Raw genomic sequence first — 14,545 nt, 5'->3', positions numbered from 1 at the left:
TAGTTTTGGTATTCTAGGTATTTCGCCATCGAATCGCGATTTATTGGATTTCGCGCTTATTACGCATCAGTGGGAGTTTTGGCGAAATGGAGAATGATAGGCAGAGGCGACTAATCTGTATCCATTAGATTCTACACGGATCTTCAGCGCAGTGACTGCGAGTAATGAGCGCTACTGCTCGTACCGACCAAAATCTGAAATGTAAGCATATGTGTCGTTCTTCTGGAATTGTGCAAGTTAATCTGTCGAACCAAATTGGTTGTGATTGTCGTTGCCTTGTATAGATTGTTGATTTTTAAATAGAGTGAATGCGGGATTATGTGTCGTTTGCTGCTCAAGAAGAATTGAGGTTGTTTTTTTATTGATTTTTGCTGTTGTTTATTTTTAACAAAGGCGGGCGTGGTGGAAAATAAAACCATATTTAATATAGCTACAATATTGATTGGTGTTTGTTCTATTCTCGTTCCCTCTTATATTAGTTTTTGGTAGGCAAAAGAAAAATCGCTGGCTATTGTTGAGCAGTCGAAGCAAAGGTTGTTTTCTGGTGCTGTAAAACGAGAAGGTGATCTTAAGGTGTTGTTTGATGGGGTGCAAGTTAATAACCCTTGGGTGATTAACTTGTCCCTGCAAAATACTGGCCAAATTCCTGTTCAAAAAAGTGATATTGAAAAGCCGGTTACGGTTGTATTTAAAGGTGCAAAAGTTATTGATGCTCAGGTTGATGCTAAAGCCCCTGAGAACTTAATAGCAGATGTTGTTGCTGGGGCAGGTGATGTATCTGTTAATCATGGTTTGTTAAATCCTGGCGATAAAGTTGATTTTACTGTTGTCTTAGATGGAGAAATGGCTAATCCAAAAGTTCTAGGGCGAATAAGTGATGTGGCATCGGTGGATTACCGAGATGGTGGCGAACGTGTGGGGTATTCTGCCTTTTTTAGACCAATTGATGTCTCGGCTGTAGCAATTTGCTGTTTGGTTTTGTTGTTTCTAGTGTTTGGATTTTTTCATGAGCTTTCAAGCAGGGTTAAAGCTCGAAAACGCTTGCTTCAGGCTGATGATTATATTTCACTTGTTTTTGATGGCGATTCAAATCTAAAGAAGGGTGTTTATTTTGAAGCTTGTAGCAGAGACCTGCCGCCGGATGAGATTGTCTTGATTCATAGAATTAATGCTCACTTTGAACTGGGTTGGGTTGAGTCTCTTGAAGGCTTTTGTAAAAAAGTAATGGATTTTCATCAGGAAGAATTGGTAAGTGATAAAGCACTCGAGCATCTTTATTATGTTTTTTTAGACGCTTTAAAAGTTGTCTGCGCTCGTCATGCATATGCTGCAGTGCCTTTGGGCGATGCAGCTCGCGATATTGTGATGAATGAGAGTGTGGATCATTTTGGTGGTGCGCGGCAATTTGTCAATATTGTCGATGGTTTTGTCAAGGAAAGGATTCAAAGCCACTATAAAGAAAATCCGCCGCCTTTGTTCGATAGGCAGGCCTTTATTGGGATGACTGCACTCATATTAGTTACCGCCAGCTTGGCATATGTTACATATAGAGTTGGAGTCTCTTTTTAACCTGTGGCGCCGTATGCACATATTTGGTGTGTTGTCGCTTCGTGGTGAATGCATCCTACCTATTTAATACAAACCGCTGGATAGATTCTGGCGGTTTTGTTTTATGCGCCGTTGCCGCGATGTTTCAATGCGCGTTCCGCCGCGCAGACGGGAAGGGGTATTTGCTTCGCCAAATACCCCTTCACCCCAAAGGCGACCCGGGCTCAAAGCGCTCCGCGCTGCCCTTGCGTCGTCGTGAGCCAAACAAAAGGCCGTTTGTCTCCCTCCTTGCTGCGGTTTTCGCTACACGGGAAACCAAGCCCCAGCTTCACCAGTGCGGTAAATACTGGCGGCAGTATTGTGCTGCAAGCCTTTCTTTTTATGCCTTTGATGAATATACCCCTACGGTCGTTAGCACAAGTCGCCCGTGGAGCCGCGCCGTTCGGGAAGCGGTTGGCAAGGTTTTAAGCCGCAACCTGTTTGAGCTGCGCGACGCTAGCGCGCAGCGAGTTTTGCGGCGCCTTGCCAAGCGCTGGATGGACGGGTTTCGCGGTGATCGGGCGCGTTAGGGTTGCAAGGGGCGGAGCAAGACCGACTGGCCTAAGGGCACGGCCTTCGCTAGGCGCTAAAGCGCCAAGCTCCGTCACGCCTTGCTCGTCCGGCGGGCGAAACCGCCGGTTCACCCCCTGCGCCAGCAGGCCATACTAGCGCATCAAGTTTTTGATTTTCATACGCAACATAGGCATAAAAAACATCGATGCGGTATGCAGTTTATTGCACACTATCATTTCATCGCGTGAACAAATTGCTAATAAATCGTTGATCAGCAATCGGTCTACCCAGAGGTGTGGTGTATGTTCAAATTTGTAATGCAGAGTGAGCAGGAGCGGATTGAATTAGAGATTGATCGCCCTTCATTGTGCTGTCTAGATTGTGATGATTTTGTGACTGGCTCGGCTAAATTATTCCGCAGCACTTTGGGGATTAATTACGCAAAAGGCTTGGAGAAGATACCCGAAGATCGAGTCTTGGTGCGCGATACTGCAGATATGATGTTGCTTAAATTGCAAGGCGTTGTGCAATACTTAGATACTTACCGCGATATCTTAGTCTGGAAATATCTCTACGAATTCTCGGCTCAGTCCGGCGAAAATGAAGGTGGGCAGAGTGGATTTAAAATTGATGGCCTCTCTGCCTATATCACCACAAGGCCCACTGGATATTGTACTTTGCATTTGTCTGAGGTCGCGCCAAATGGCATGGGGCGTGCTGTTCAAGTGATTGATATGCGCCTTAAAAAAGAAATTCAGACCGATACATTAGGCGTGCTTAAAATACGCCGCCGCAAATTCAATAATATGCTTTTTCCTTTTGTAGAACAGTTGACAGCATATTTAGCGCGACAAGGTAAGGCAGAAGTAGCTGTTATGCTTGCCGAATAAGCAGCTTGTAGCCCATATCCGATTTGAAGTTGATCGGCTGCTTTAGTTTACAGACTGTACCGCAGCCCACCACACGGCCACTTCACATCACGGCACATAGCGCTTGCGCGCTGCTTTGCTGTGCTGCAGCCAATCCACCACCGCGCTGATCGGCAAGATCAGCAAGGGGAAAAAGATGACGGCTACCAGCAGGGCGATTAATAGTTGAATGTCGTTCATGCGACCTCCGCGCAAAAGATAGTCGCTATAGCCTACGGGGCGGGGGCTTAAAATGCTGTCAATTCTGCAGCGGGCGAAATATAAAACGCGTAAAAATCTGGCTACTCCTCAGCCAGTGGCTATGCGGCGGCAGAGTGAAGTCTCACCCGTTTAGCAGATAGGGAACCCTCAGCCCCTGTACTGGTCGCATTGATTTTGTGCGGAACTTTGCGATGACAGCCACCGAACAACAAGCCATCCTGGCGATTACTTTGCTGGCCGCGTTTTGCGATGGGGATAAAGATCATCGCGAGCGCGATGCGATTAAGGGCATTGCAGCTAATCTAGGCTCGCAGGGGATCGATTTGCCGCGGCTGTATCAAGATGTCTTGCTGGCGCGCTATACCTTCAGCGATGCCGTAGCCGCCTTATCGGCAGGGCCGCTGCGCCAATTGGCGTATGAAATGGCGGTGTGTGTGGTCGATGCCGATGGGCGGCAAACGGCGGCGGAGGCGGATTTTTTGCTGCAATTGCGCGAGGCGCTACAGCTCAAACACGAGGCCAGCCAGATCGAGGCAGAGGCCAATGCCTGGTTTGGCTACGATAGCGCCCCAGCCGCAGCGCCAGCGGCGGCGATGGGCGCCGGAATGGGGGCCGGAATGGGCGCTGCGACTGCTGCAGCAACGCTCAACCCGGCCGCAGGCATCAGCCCAGTGGCACGCCCAGATCCGACCGGCCTGATTGTCTTGCCCGAGGCGGCGGCACAGCAGCTTGATCAAAGCGTGCTGCGCTTTGCGATTGTGTGCGGGGCGCTGGAACTCTTGCCGCAATCCTGGGCCACCATGGCGATTGTGCCGCTGCAGCTTAAGCTAGTGCACAGCGTGGGCAATGCCTATGGCGTAGAGCTAGATCAGGGCCATGTGCGCGAGTTTTTGGCCGCGGCTGGGGTGGGGCTCACCTCGCAATATGTCGAGCAATTTGGCCGCAAATTACTGGGCGGGCTGCTGGGGAAATACGTGGGCAAAACCGCCGGCAAAATCGGTGGTGCGGCCACGGGCGTGGCGATGTCATTTGCCACCACTTACGCGCTGGGGCAGTTGGCCAAGCGCTATTACGCCGGTGGGCGGCAAATGCAGATGGTGGTGCTCAAAGACACCTTTAACCAGCTACTGGGGCCAGCCAAACAGCTGCAGGCGCAGTATTTACCGCAGATTCAGCAACAAGCTCGTCAGCTGGATGCGGCCACGGTGATGAAGTTTGTAAAAACCGGGGTGTGAGGCAGGCTGGTAATCTGTGTGGCTAGGCGAGGGCGCGCACCAGGGTGACTACCCATTCGGCCAGCCGGCCGCTGCTGTAGATCACCTGCGCTTGCCCCCATTGACACAGGCTTTCGCGCAGCGGGCGCAGCCAGGTTTCGCCGGGGCGGTGCATGGCCACCCAGATGAAATACAGCACGCCCGCCCAGCAGGCGAGGAAAATCAGGTTTTCCATCGGGCCATTGGCTTTAAAGAGATTAAGGCTGAATTTCTTGCGCACCGGCCACAGCAGCGGCACCCCCGAGGGCGTGAGCAAATCCCCCAGAATATGCGACAAATAGCCGATCACCAGCGGCAATACCGGCCATTCGCGCTCACCCGGATGAGTGAGTAAAAACCAGATCACCAGCCCCACCATTAATAGCGAATGGGTAATGCCGCGATGGCCAAACAACTTGGCCAGCGGTATCGAGATATACGGCACAATCCGCCCTAAGGTGGATTTGGGGTGATCCAGATCGGGCAATAGCCCGGCCGCACCGGCGATGGCCACTTCATAAATATGCGGCATACGCCCTAAAATCCCCACACTGCAGCCAACCATCAGCAGCGAAGCAAAGGCAATATGGGTTTTGGCGATCATGATGGCGGGCGCTAAATCTAAACGGCGGCGGCGGGGCAGCGAGGTTAGCTGATTTTTGACCGTTTGTCAGCTCAAACGCGCCAAAACGCCATAAAAAAACCGCCGTTGCCGGCGGTTTTTTTCCTTGGCGCTGCGCGAGCTTTAGCGGCCGCGCAGTTTACCTACGAGGGTGACGACAACCAGCGCTACCGCGCCAGCAATCACACCGACGAGCAGATTGCCAATGCTAGGCACTACGGCGCCAAGCAAATTGCCGCTTTCGGCGGCTAGGTGTTCCAGCCCGTGATGCAGCTGCGGAATACCGTGCACCAAAATCCCGCCCCCCACGAGGAACATCGCGGCGGTGCCGACGATGGTCAATAGCTTCATCAGCTTGGGCGCGGTGGCCACAAAGCCGCTGCCCAATAGCTGTGCCACGGGGCGATCCTGTTTTTGCAGCCAGAAGCCGATGTCATCCAGCTTCACAATCCCGGCCACCAGCCCATACACCCCCACGGTCATAATCAGGCCAATGCCGGCCAGTACGGCAAACTGGGTCGTCATGGGCTGGCCGGCGACGGTACCCAGCGCAATGACAATAATCTCTGCCGAGAGCACAAAATCGGTGCGGATCGCGCCTTTGATTTTTTCTTTTTCCAGCGCGGCCAGATCAACGCTGCCATCGGCCAGGGCTTGCAGATGGCTATCGTGTTCGGCGCTGTCCGCGGCTTCATCATGCGGCAAGAATTTATGCGCGAGCTTTTCCACCCCTTCAAAACACAGATACAGCCCGCCGATCATCAAGAGCGGAATCACCGCCCATGGCGCGAAGGCGCTGATCAACAGTGCGGCCGGTACCAGGATGATTTTGTTTTTCAGCGAGCCCACGGCCACCGCCCAGACCACTGGCAATTCGCGCTCGGCGCGCACACCGTTGACTTGCTCGGCATTGAGCGCTAGATCGTCGCCCAGGACCCCGGCGGTTTTCTTGGCGGCCACTTTGGTCATGACTGCGACGTCATCCAAAATGGTGGCGATATCGTCCAACAGCGTCAGTAAACTGGCTCCAGCCATGATGTTTCCTCTCCGTGCAGATTAATTTTTATTAAGTTTGGCAGTGTGCCGTTACTCGTCCACTTTGGCAAATCGCGGCTGGGCTTGGCCATCAATGATGACGTCTTCCAGAAACATCGCCAGCGGTCGCGCCCACCAGCCCCGCTCGCCATACTGCGGCTGATAGATCACTAGCCATTCATCGGTTTCGGAATGACGGGCGATGTCGAGCGCGCGATACAGGTTGCCTTTGTAATGGCGGTAAAGGCCGGGGGTAAAATCAGGTTTTGGCATATCGCTCATGGGTATATCTCGCTAAATATTGATAGGATTGGCTTGTAGGGCTATACCCTATAAATCTCGGGCAAAAAAATGGCCACCCGCAGGTGGCCATGTGCTGTGTATTGCGTTTACAGCTTGCCTTCCAGCCAGCTGGCGGCGGCTTGCAGCGCGTCGCCGACTTTGTCGGTGTCCGGGCCACCGGCTTGGGCCATGTCTGGGCGGCCGCCACCTTTACCACCCACCACTTGCGCGGCTACATTCACCAGCTCGCCTGCTTTCACTTGGCCAGTCAGATCTTTGGAAACGCGTGCGATCAGGCTTACTTTACCGTCGTTCACGCAGGCCAGCAGCGCGATACCGCTTTGCAAGCGATCCATCAGCTTGTCGCTCATCTCGCGCAGCATGCCGGCTTCTACGCCTTCCACCACGCTGCCGATGCATTTCACGCCACCGATGGTGCGCAGGCCTACGCCAATCAGCTGATCAAGCTGCGTGAAGGCCATCTGGCCTTTCAGCGCCGTCACTTCTTTTTGCGCGGCTTTGAGATCAGCTTGCAGTTTTTCCAGCTTGCTGATCAGCTCGCCACCTTGGGCGCCAGTCAGGCTGGCGGCGGCTTTAAGCTCGGCATCTTGCGCTTGCACAGCGGCCAGCGCCGCGACGCCGGTAATGGCTTCGACCCGGCGGACGCCCGCAGCCACGCCACCTTCCGATACGATCTTGAAGAGGCCGATATCACCAGTGCGGCCGACGTGCGTACCACCACACAGCTCGGTTGAGAAGTCGCCCATTTTCAATACGCGCACTTCATCGCCGTATTTTTCGCCAAACAGCGCCATCGCGCCGGATTTGATCGCGTCGTCGTAGCTCATCAGCTTGGCCACGGCTTCTTCATTGGCCATGATCACGTGATTCACCAGGCTTTCGACTTTGCTCAGCTCTTCGGCGGTCAGCGCTTTGGGGTGCGAGAAGTCAAAACGGGTGCGCTCGTGAGTAACCAGCGAGCCTTTTTGCTCTACGTGGCTACCCAGCACTTCGCGCAAAGCGGCGTGCAGCAAGTGCGTGGCACTGTGGTTGCGCTGGCTGGCTTGGCGCTTGGCAATGTCGATGCTGGCCGTGACCGCATCGCCCACTTTCAGGCTGCCGCTGATCAACACGCCCTGATGGCCAAATACATCGGCTTTGATTTTTTGGGTGTCGGTGACGTTAAACACGCCCGCGCCGGCGATCACACCGGTATCACCGGCCTGACCCCCTGATTCGGCGTAGAACGGGGTGTGATCCAGTACGATCACGCCTTCGTCGCCATCGGCGAGGCTATCTACCGGCTCATTACCTTTGTATAGCGCCACCACTTTGGCGGCACGGCTCGCTTCGGTGTAGCCGTGGAAGCACGACGCTTCGCCTTCGTAAGCCAAACCAGCGGCCATTTTGAATTGGCCCGCAGCTTTAGATTGCTTGCGCTGCGCTTCAAGCGCCGCTTCAAAGCCCGCGATATCAACAGTGACATTGCGCTCGCGGCATACGTCAGCAGTCAGATCGATCGGGAAACCATAGGTATCAGACAGCTTGAATGCCACATCGCCATCGAGCACTTGCTTGCCGCCGGCCAGTACCGTGTCGAGCAGGGTCATGCCGTTTTCCAGCGTGCGGCCGAAGATTTCTTCTTCGGTTTTCAGCGCATCAATGATGTGCTCTTTGCGCTGGCGCAGCTCAGGGTAGGCGTCGCCCATAATCTCGGCCAGTGGGGCCACCAGTTTATGGAAGAAATAGCCTTTCTGGCCCAGTTTGTAACCGTGACGGATGGCGCGACGGATGATCCGGCGCAATACATAGCCACGGCCGTCATTACTTGGCAGCGCACCATCGGCGATCAGGAAAGCACACGAGCGAATATGGTCGGCAATCACTTTCAGCGAAGGCGAATTGGCATCCGTGGCGCCAGTTTCGCGTTGCGCCGCAGCCAGTAAGTGCTGGAACAAATCGATTTCGTAGTTAGCATGCACGCCTTGCATCACGGCCGAAATCCGCTCCAGACCCATACCGGTGTCAACCGATGGTTTGGGCAGTGGATGCAGCACGCCCGCTTCGTCGCGGTTGAACTGCATAAATACGTTATTCCAGATTTCGATGAAGCGGTCGCCGTCTTCTTCCGGCGATCCTGGAGGGCCACCCCAGTGTTGTGGGCCGTGATCGTAGAAAATTTCGGTACATGGGCCACATGGGCCGGTATCGCCCATTTGCCAGAAGTTATCCGAAGCGTAAGGCGCGCCTTTATTGTCGCCGATGCGCACGATCTTTTCCGCCGGTACGCCGACTTCTTTGTGCCAGATGTCATACGCTTCGTCGTCCGTGGCGTAGACGGTGACCATCAGCTTTTCTTTTGGAATGGCCAGCCACTCGGGCGAAGTCAGAAATTCCCAGGCGTACAAAATGGCTTCGCGTTTGAAGTAATCGCCAAACGAGAAATTACCCAGCATTTCAAAGAAAGTGTGGTGACGCGCGGTGTAGCCGACGTTTTCCAGGTCATTGTGCTTACCGCCAGCGCGCACGCATTTCTGGCTGCTGGTGGCGCGGGTGTATGGGCGCTTATCAAAGCCCAGAAACACATCCTTGAACTGGTTCATCCCGGCGTTGGTAAACAGGATGGTCGGATCATTGGCCGGAATCAGCGATGAGGAAGCCACCACCTGATGGCTCTTGCTGGCAAAAAAGTCCAGGAACTTCTGGCGAATCTGGGAAGATTTCATAAGACGTTACACACGGGCACGGTTTAAATTCAAGACCATCGATTTTAAAGCAAAGCGCGGCGGGCGGGTAGGGTAACAGCCCAGACTGTGCTGGTCTTTGGCGCGGATACCTGCGGTGGCGTTGCTGTTGGGGCTTTGCGCCAGCCCGCGGGGTGAGGGCGCCGTGCTTGCGCTGCGAGATTGAGCGGGCTTTAGGCTGCGCTATTGCGCAAGTAGGCGCTGCCTGATGATTGAGGTTGGGGTATATGGCTGTAGCTTAATTAAATTAATGATCTGAAGCTTATACCTGACTGGGTATCAATCAAAGTCGGGTGCGAAGTCCATGTCGTCCTCATCCATCCCGCCGCCCTGTACCACTTTGTAAATCACACCGGTGCTAAAGCCGCGGCTGGCTAAAAAGCGCAGTTGCTTGGCGCGCTCTTTGGCATCTTGCGGCGGCTGGCCAAATTTTTTCTGCCACAGGCGGCGTGCGGTGGCTTCTTCCTGATCAGCTACTTGCTCCAGACTCTGCTCAATCAGCACGCTGGCCACGCCTTTTTGCCGTAATTCTTGCTTGAGTCGCCCGGGACCATAGCGCTGGCTGCGAAAATGCGTCCATTGCTCTGCAAAGCGCTCATCCGAGAGCCAACCCCTTTGCTCGAAATCATCCAAAATCTGCTGCAGCTCGGCCTGTTGGGCTTCTAGCTGCTCGGGGTCGAGCTGTAGGCGTAGCTTGCCGGCAAGCTCGGCGCGCGAGTATTCGCGTTTGCTTAAAAATTGCAGCGCCTTATTGCGCAGACTGAGCGGTGGTTTCATCTGGGTAGAGGCTGGAGAGCGGATTGAGTGAGGTATGCGCTGGTTTGTCAGGGCCAACAAAAAGCCCCCGCAGGGCGGGGGCTGTGGGGTGGGCTTATTCGCCCAAATCACCATCCAGATCGCCGCCCATCTCGATCGGCAGCGGTGCGCCGCCAATTTTCTCGCGGACTTTATTCACGATTTCTTCGGCAAGCTCAGGGTTGTCTTTCAGGAATTGGCGGGCGTTTTCCAGGCCTTGACCAATCTTGTTGCCGTTGTAGCTGTACCAAGCACCGGATTTATCGATGATCTTGTTGGCCACACCTTGCTCGATGATCTCGCCTTCGCGGGAAATGCCTTCGCCATACATGATGTCAAAGGTCACCACGCGGAATGGAGGTGAAACTTTGTTTTTGGCGATTTTGACTTTGGTTTGGTTACCAATGATGTCTTCGCCTTTTTTCACCGCACCAATCCGGCGGATATCCAGCCGCACAGAGGCGTAGAACTTCAGCGCATTACCACCGGTGGTGGTTTCCGGGCTTTGCCCTGGCATCATTGCGCCGATCTTCATGCGCAACTGGTTAATAAAGATCACCAGGGTGTTGGTGCGTTTGATGTTACCAGTGAGTTTACGCAGCGCCTGGCTCATCAGACGGGCCTGCAGGCCCACGTGCACATCACCCATCTCGCCTTCGATCTCGGCTTTGGGCGTCAGCGCGGCAACAGAGTCCACCACGATGATGTCTACACCGCCTGAGCGCACCAGCATGTCAGCGATTTCCAGCGCTTGCTCACCGGTGTCAGGTTGGGAAATCAGCATTTCTGATACGTTCACGCCCAGTTTTTGGGCATAGACTGGGTCGAGCGCGTTTTCTGCGTCGATATAGGCGGCTACACCGCCCAGTTTTTGAATTTCGGCCACCACATGCAGACACAGCGTGGTTTTACCGGAAGACTCTGGCCCGAAGATTTCGACAATCCGGCCACGTGGCAAACCACCCACACCCAGCGCCAGATCCAGGCCCAGTGAGCCGGTAGAGACGACTTGCAAGTCGTTTTCAATCTGGTTGTCGCCCATTTTCATGATGGCGCCTTTACCAAACTGGCGTTCGATTTGGGCTAGGGCGGCGGCGAGGGCCTTGCTTTTGTTGTCGTCCATGGTCATGTCCTGCGCGATTAGGTTTGGATGGAGTGATTATAGAACAATCGTTCTGTATTGCAATAGCTGGCGCAAAATTGTTGCGTGCAGCAAATTAGAAATTGAGCGAGATCTCGGGGCTACTTGGCAAGGTGAAGTAGAAAATCGTGCCTTCGTTCGGGGTGGATTTGGCCCAGATGCGCCCGCCATGACGGCTGATAATCCGCTGGGTGGCGGTTAGGCCAATGCCGTTGCCGCTGTATTGGCTTTGCGAGTGCAGGCGGTAGAACGGGGTAAAGAGCTGCTTGGCCTGCGCCATATTAAAGCCGACGCCTTCATCGGCCACATAAAACACCCGCTGGCCATTGACCAAGGTCTGGCTGAAGGTGATTTTAATGACATCGCAATGCTGGGAGAATTTCCACGCGTTTTCCAGCAGATTGTAGAGCGCGATGCGGATCAGTTTGGGATCGGCTTCGGCGCTCAGGGCCTCGCTGATATTGATGTCTTTAGCCCGATCTGGCTGCAGCATGGTGATTTCATCCATGATGTCTTGCGCCATTAAGCTCAGGTTAATTTCTTGCGGGCGAATCTCGGTGGCGAGGAATTGCTGCAGCATCAGCAAATCATCAATCCGGCTGCTCATGCTGCTGATGCTGCTGCGTATCCGCTGCAGATAATTGCGTGCATTGTTATCGAGCTGATCTTGGTAGTCTTCCAGCAAGACTTGATTAAAGCCTTCCACCGTGCGCAGCGGAGTGCGTAAATCCTGCGTGAGAATATTGATCAGAATTTCCAGCTCATGCTTGGTGGTGGCAAGCTCACGACTGCGCTCTTCCACCACTTCTTCGAGGTGATTGCGATAGTTTTCCAGCTGAATTTCATTGGCGCGGCGGCTGGAAATATCAAACAGAAAACCCTGCAAATGCGGCAGGCCGTTGGGGTCTAGATCGCAGCTGGCGCTGATTTGTACCCAGACTTCTTTGCCGCTGGCCGCCAGCAGCCGGCATTCAAATTCATAAATCTGCCCCGGTTCATGCACATCGGCAAACAATGGATAGGCAAAATGCCGGTCATCCGGGTGCAGATAGCTGGTTAAAAAGCCTTCGCTATACCATTCCGACAACGGATAGCCCAGTAATTGCTCGGCCTGCGGGCCTACATAGGTAAAGCGCCATTCTTCCGGGCGCGCATCCCAAGGGATCAGGCGGGTGGATTCCACCAGCCGGCGCATGCGATCTTCACTCACCCGCAGGGCGGATTCGATCTGCCGGCGGCTCATCAAATCGGCTTCGAGCTGCAGGTTTTTTTGTTCGAGTGCGCCAATCATGTCTTTCAGTGCCAGGCGGTTGCGCTCCAGCGCGCTACCCAGCTGGCCGATTTCATCTTCGCGCTGCCATAAAAACGGCTGATCAAGCTGGTGGCTGGCCAGCTGGCCGGCCTGTTTGGTCAGCCGCTGCAAGGGGCGCAAGACGCGGGAATTGAGCAAAAAGAGAATCAGGCCCAGGCTAAACACCACCTGTAGCACCACCGCCACCAGATACTGACGCAGCTTGTTGCGGATATTTTCGGTGGCAAGACCGTCATCCAGCTCCAGCGTGACATTGCCGATCACATTGCCTTGCTTGCTCACCAGATGCGAGAGCGACGAGAGCTGGCCTTTGCGGCGCTCGGGTTTGTCACTACTTAGAAAAATCCCCAGCGAGGCATCGTTGACCACGATGCGCACCACGCGCTGATCACTCATCACCGATTCGAGCAGCGGTTTGCCCGATTCGGGGGCCAGATTCCATAGTGGCTCCTGCATGCCCAGCACCAGAATATCCACCAGCCGCTCGTGGTCTTGCTGCATATAGTTTTCGGCTTGTTGCAGTTCGGTGCGGATGCTCAGGTAGCCATTGAGCGTTGCGGGCAGCAACAACCCAAGCAAAATTGCCAGAATAACCGCCGGACGCAGAGACAGATTCATGCCGGAATGCTCGATTCATACGGTCTTAACAGAGATACCTTGCAGTCTAATCGAGTTTATTTATTCAGACCATGTCTTGTTCTGGCGCAAACTTGATCTGCACAGCCGCGCCATCTGGGGCCTTGCCCGCATGGGATTTGATTTGTAGCAGCTTGCGCCGAAAATCCGCTGGGGATCACTGCACGCGCACGGCATAATAGCGGGCAAACAAACCATAACAGGGGCTCGCCATGAAAGTGATTGTTTTGGGTGCCGGGGTCATCGGTGTGACCACCGCCTGGTTTCTGGCGCGGGATGGCCATCAGGTCACCGTGATCGAGCGGGCGCAAGAGCCCGCGCGCGAAACCAGCTATGCCAATGGCGGGCAAATCTCGGTGTGCCACGCCGAGCCATGGGCCAATCCGAAAGCGCCGTGGAAAACCTTGCAATGGCTGGGCGAGGAAGACGCGCCGCTGTTGTTCCGCCTCAAGCTGGATTGGAATCAATGGCGCTGGGGCCTGCGTTTTTTGCAGCAGTGCACGCGCGAAAAAGCCAAATTCAATCTGCAAAATCTCGTCCGCTTGGGCCTGTATAGCCGCGATACCTTGCAAAGCCTGCGGGCGCAAACCGGGGTGGAATACAAGCAGCGCACCGAAGGGATTTTGCATTACTACACCGATCCGGCCGAATACGCGGCAGCGATTCCGGCGGCGGCGCTGATGCGCGAAGTAGGGCTAGACCGGCAGGTGAAAACTGCCGCCGAGTGTTTGGCAATTGAGCCAGCGCTGGCCAAGTCGCGCCATCCGATTGTTGGTGGCACGTATACCCCAAGCGATGAATCAGGCGATGCACGGCTGTTTACCAATGAGCTGGCGGCGCGCTGTAACGAGCTGGGCGTAGAGTTTCGCTACGACTGCGCCATCGAGGCGCTAGAGAAAATCGGCGACGATGTGCAAACCGTACGGGTACGCAGCGCCGAACAGGGCGTCGAGCGGCTGAATGCGGATCAAATCGTGGTTTGTCTCGGTAGCTACAGCCCGCTGCATTTGGCGCCGCTGGGGATTACGCTGGATATTTACCCTGCCAAGGGCTATTCGGCGACGATCCCGGTGCTTGATCCGAGCCAGGCGCCGACTGTGAGCCTGACCGATGATGGCTACAAGCTGGTGTTCTCAAGGCTGGGCGACCATTTGCGTGTGGCCGGTACGGCCGAATTTAATGGCTACAATCTGGAGCTTAATCCGATTCGCTGCAAGGCACTGATTGAGCGAACCAGCCAGATTTTCCCTGAGGGCATGGATTACGCACGCGCCGAATTCTGGACGGGGTTGCGGCCGGCGACGCCGGGCAATCTGCCCTATATCGGCCAAACCCGTTATCCAAGTTTGTGGCTCAATACCGGCCACGGCACGCTGGGCTGGACGGAATGTTGCGGCTCGGCCAAGGCGATTAGCGATTTGATCGCTGGGCGAGTGCCTGAGGTGGATTATCCCTTCCTGCGGGGGATTTGAGCGGGGTGCGCTTGAAATAACAA

Annotated in this window: 12 protein-coding genes; 4 read left to right on the top strand and 8 right to left on the bottom strand. The window is 54.6% G+C overall.

Going from position 1 to position 14,545, the window contains the following annotated elements:
* The first annotated feature begins 534 nt into the window (after positions 1-534).
* Together G482_RS0115450 and G482_RS0115435 are read left to right on the top strand one after the other, a co-directional pair.
* A complete protein-coding gene (locus tag G482_RS0115450; protein WP_156905421.1) occupies positions 535-1,569 on the top strand; it encodes a hypothetical protein in 1,035 nt (344 codons plus the stop codon).
* An 833-nt stretch (positions 1,570-2,402) separates the two neighbouring features.
* Entirely contained in the window at positions 2,403-2,990 is a 588-nt protein-coding gene (locus G482_RS0115435) for a hypothetical protein (RefSeq protein ID WP_034619857.1), read from the top strand.
* Between the two features lie 87 nt (positions 2,991-3,077).
* On the opposite strand, the gene G482_RS20870 is transcribed toward G482_RS0115435, so the two are convergent.
* Positions 3,078-3,209 carry a hypothetical protein gene (locus G482_RS20870; RefSeq protein WP_276324785.1) on the bottom strand — a complete coding sequence of 44 codons (132 nt, stop codon included), beginning with the start codon at positions 3,207-3,209 and terminating at the stop codon, positions 3,078-3,080.
* Between the two features lie 212 nt (positions 3,210-3,421).
* Between G482_RS20870 and G482_RS0115425 the strand changes: the two genes are divergently transcribed.
* On the top strand, positions 3,422-4,465 hold the full coding sequence (locus G482_RS0115425; RefSeq protein WP_028450784.1) for a GTPase: 1,044 nt from the start codon (positions 3,422-3,424) through the stop codon (positions 4,463-4,465).
* A 22-nt stretch (positions 4,466-4,487) separates the two neighbouring features.
* Here the strand turns inward: G482_RS0115425 and G482_RS19060 are convergent, their stop codons facing one another.
* The 7 genes from G482_RS19060 to G482_RS19855 all read right to left on the bottom strand — a co-directional run bounded on the left by G482_RS19060 (position 4,488) and on the right by G482_RS19855 (position 13,032).
* Positions 4,488-5,087, bottom strand: coding sequence for a metal-dependent hydrolase (locus G482_RS19060; RefSeq protein ID WP_051259097.1), 600 nt, complete (start codon positions 5,085-5,087; stop codon positions 4,488-4,490).
* Between the two features lie 141 nt (positions 5,088-5,228).
* The gene (locus G482_RS0115415; RefSeq protein WP_028450783.1) at positions 5,229-6,140 is read right to left on the bottom strand and encodes a DUF808 domain-containing protein; all 912 of its coding nucleotides are present in this window, start codon (positions 6,138-6,140) and stop codon (positions 5,229-5,231) included.
* Between the two features lie 51 nt (positions 6,141-6,191).
* Entirely contained in the window at positions 6,192-6,422 is a 231-nt protein-coding gene (locus G482_RS0115410; RefSeq protein ID WP_028450782.1) for a DUF1653 domain-containing protein, read from the bottom strand.
* A gap of 107 nt (positions 6,423-6,529) precedes the next feature.
* Positions 6,530-9,148, bottom strand: coding sequence for an alanine--tRNA ligase (gene alaS, locus G482_RS0115405; RefSeq protein ID WP_028450781.1), 2,619 nt, complete (start codon positions 9,146-9,148; stop codon positions 6,530-6,532).
* Between the two features lie 297 nt (positions 9,149-9,445).
* Complete coding sequence (gene recX / locus G482_RS19055; protein WP_034619856.1) at positions 9,446-9,943, bottom strand: recombination regulator RecX; 498 nt, start codon at positions 9,941-9,943, stop codon at positions 9,446-9,448.
* 94 nt (positions 9,944-10,037) lie between these two features.
* Positions 10,038-11,084, bottom strand: coding sequence for a recombinase RecA (recA, locus tag G482_RS0115395; protein WP_028450780.1), 1,047 nt, complete (start codon positions 11,082-11,084; stop codon positions 10,038-10,040).
* Positions 11,085-11,178: 94 nt separating this feature from the next.
* Positions 11,179-13,032, bottom strand: coding sequence for a sensor histidine kinase (locus G482_RS19855; protein ID WP_051259096.1), 1,854 nt, complete (start codon positions 13,030-13,032; stop codon positions 11,179-11,181).
* A 230-nt stretch (positions 13,033-13,262) separates the two neighbouring features.
* On the opposite strand from G482_RS19855, the gene G482_RS0115380 reads away from it, so the two are divergent.
* A complete protein-coding gene (locus tag G482_RS0115380; protein ID WP_028450779.1) occupies positions 13,263-14,522 on the top strand; it encodes a D-amino acid dehydrogenase in 1,260 nt (419 codons plus the stop codon).
* Positions 14,523-14,545: the final 23 nt, after the last annotated feature.

Origin of the sequence: Chitinibacter tainanensis DSM 15459, assembly GCF_000429785.1 — a bacterium.
Classification (GTDB): domain Bacteria; phylum Pseudomonadota; class Gammaproteobacteria; order Burkholderiales; family Chitinibacteraceae; genus Chitinibacter; species Chitinibacter tainanensis.
Note: the sequence above shows the minus strand (reverse complement) of the source record. Positions and strands in the feature narration are given on the sequence as shown.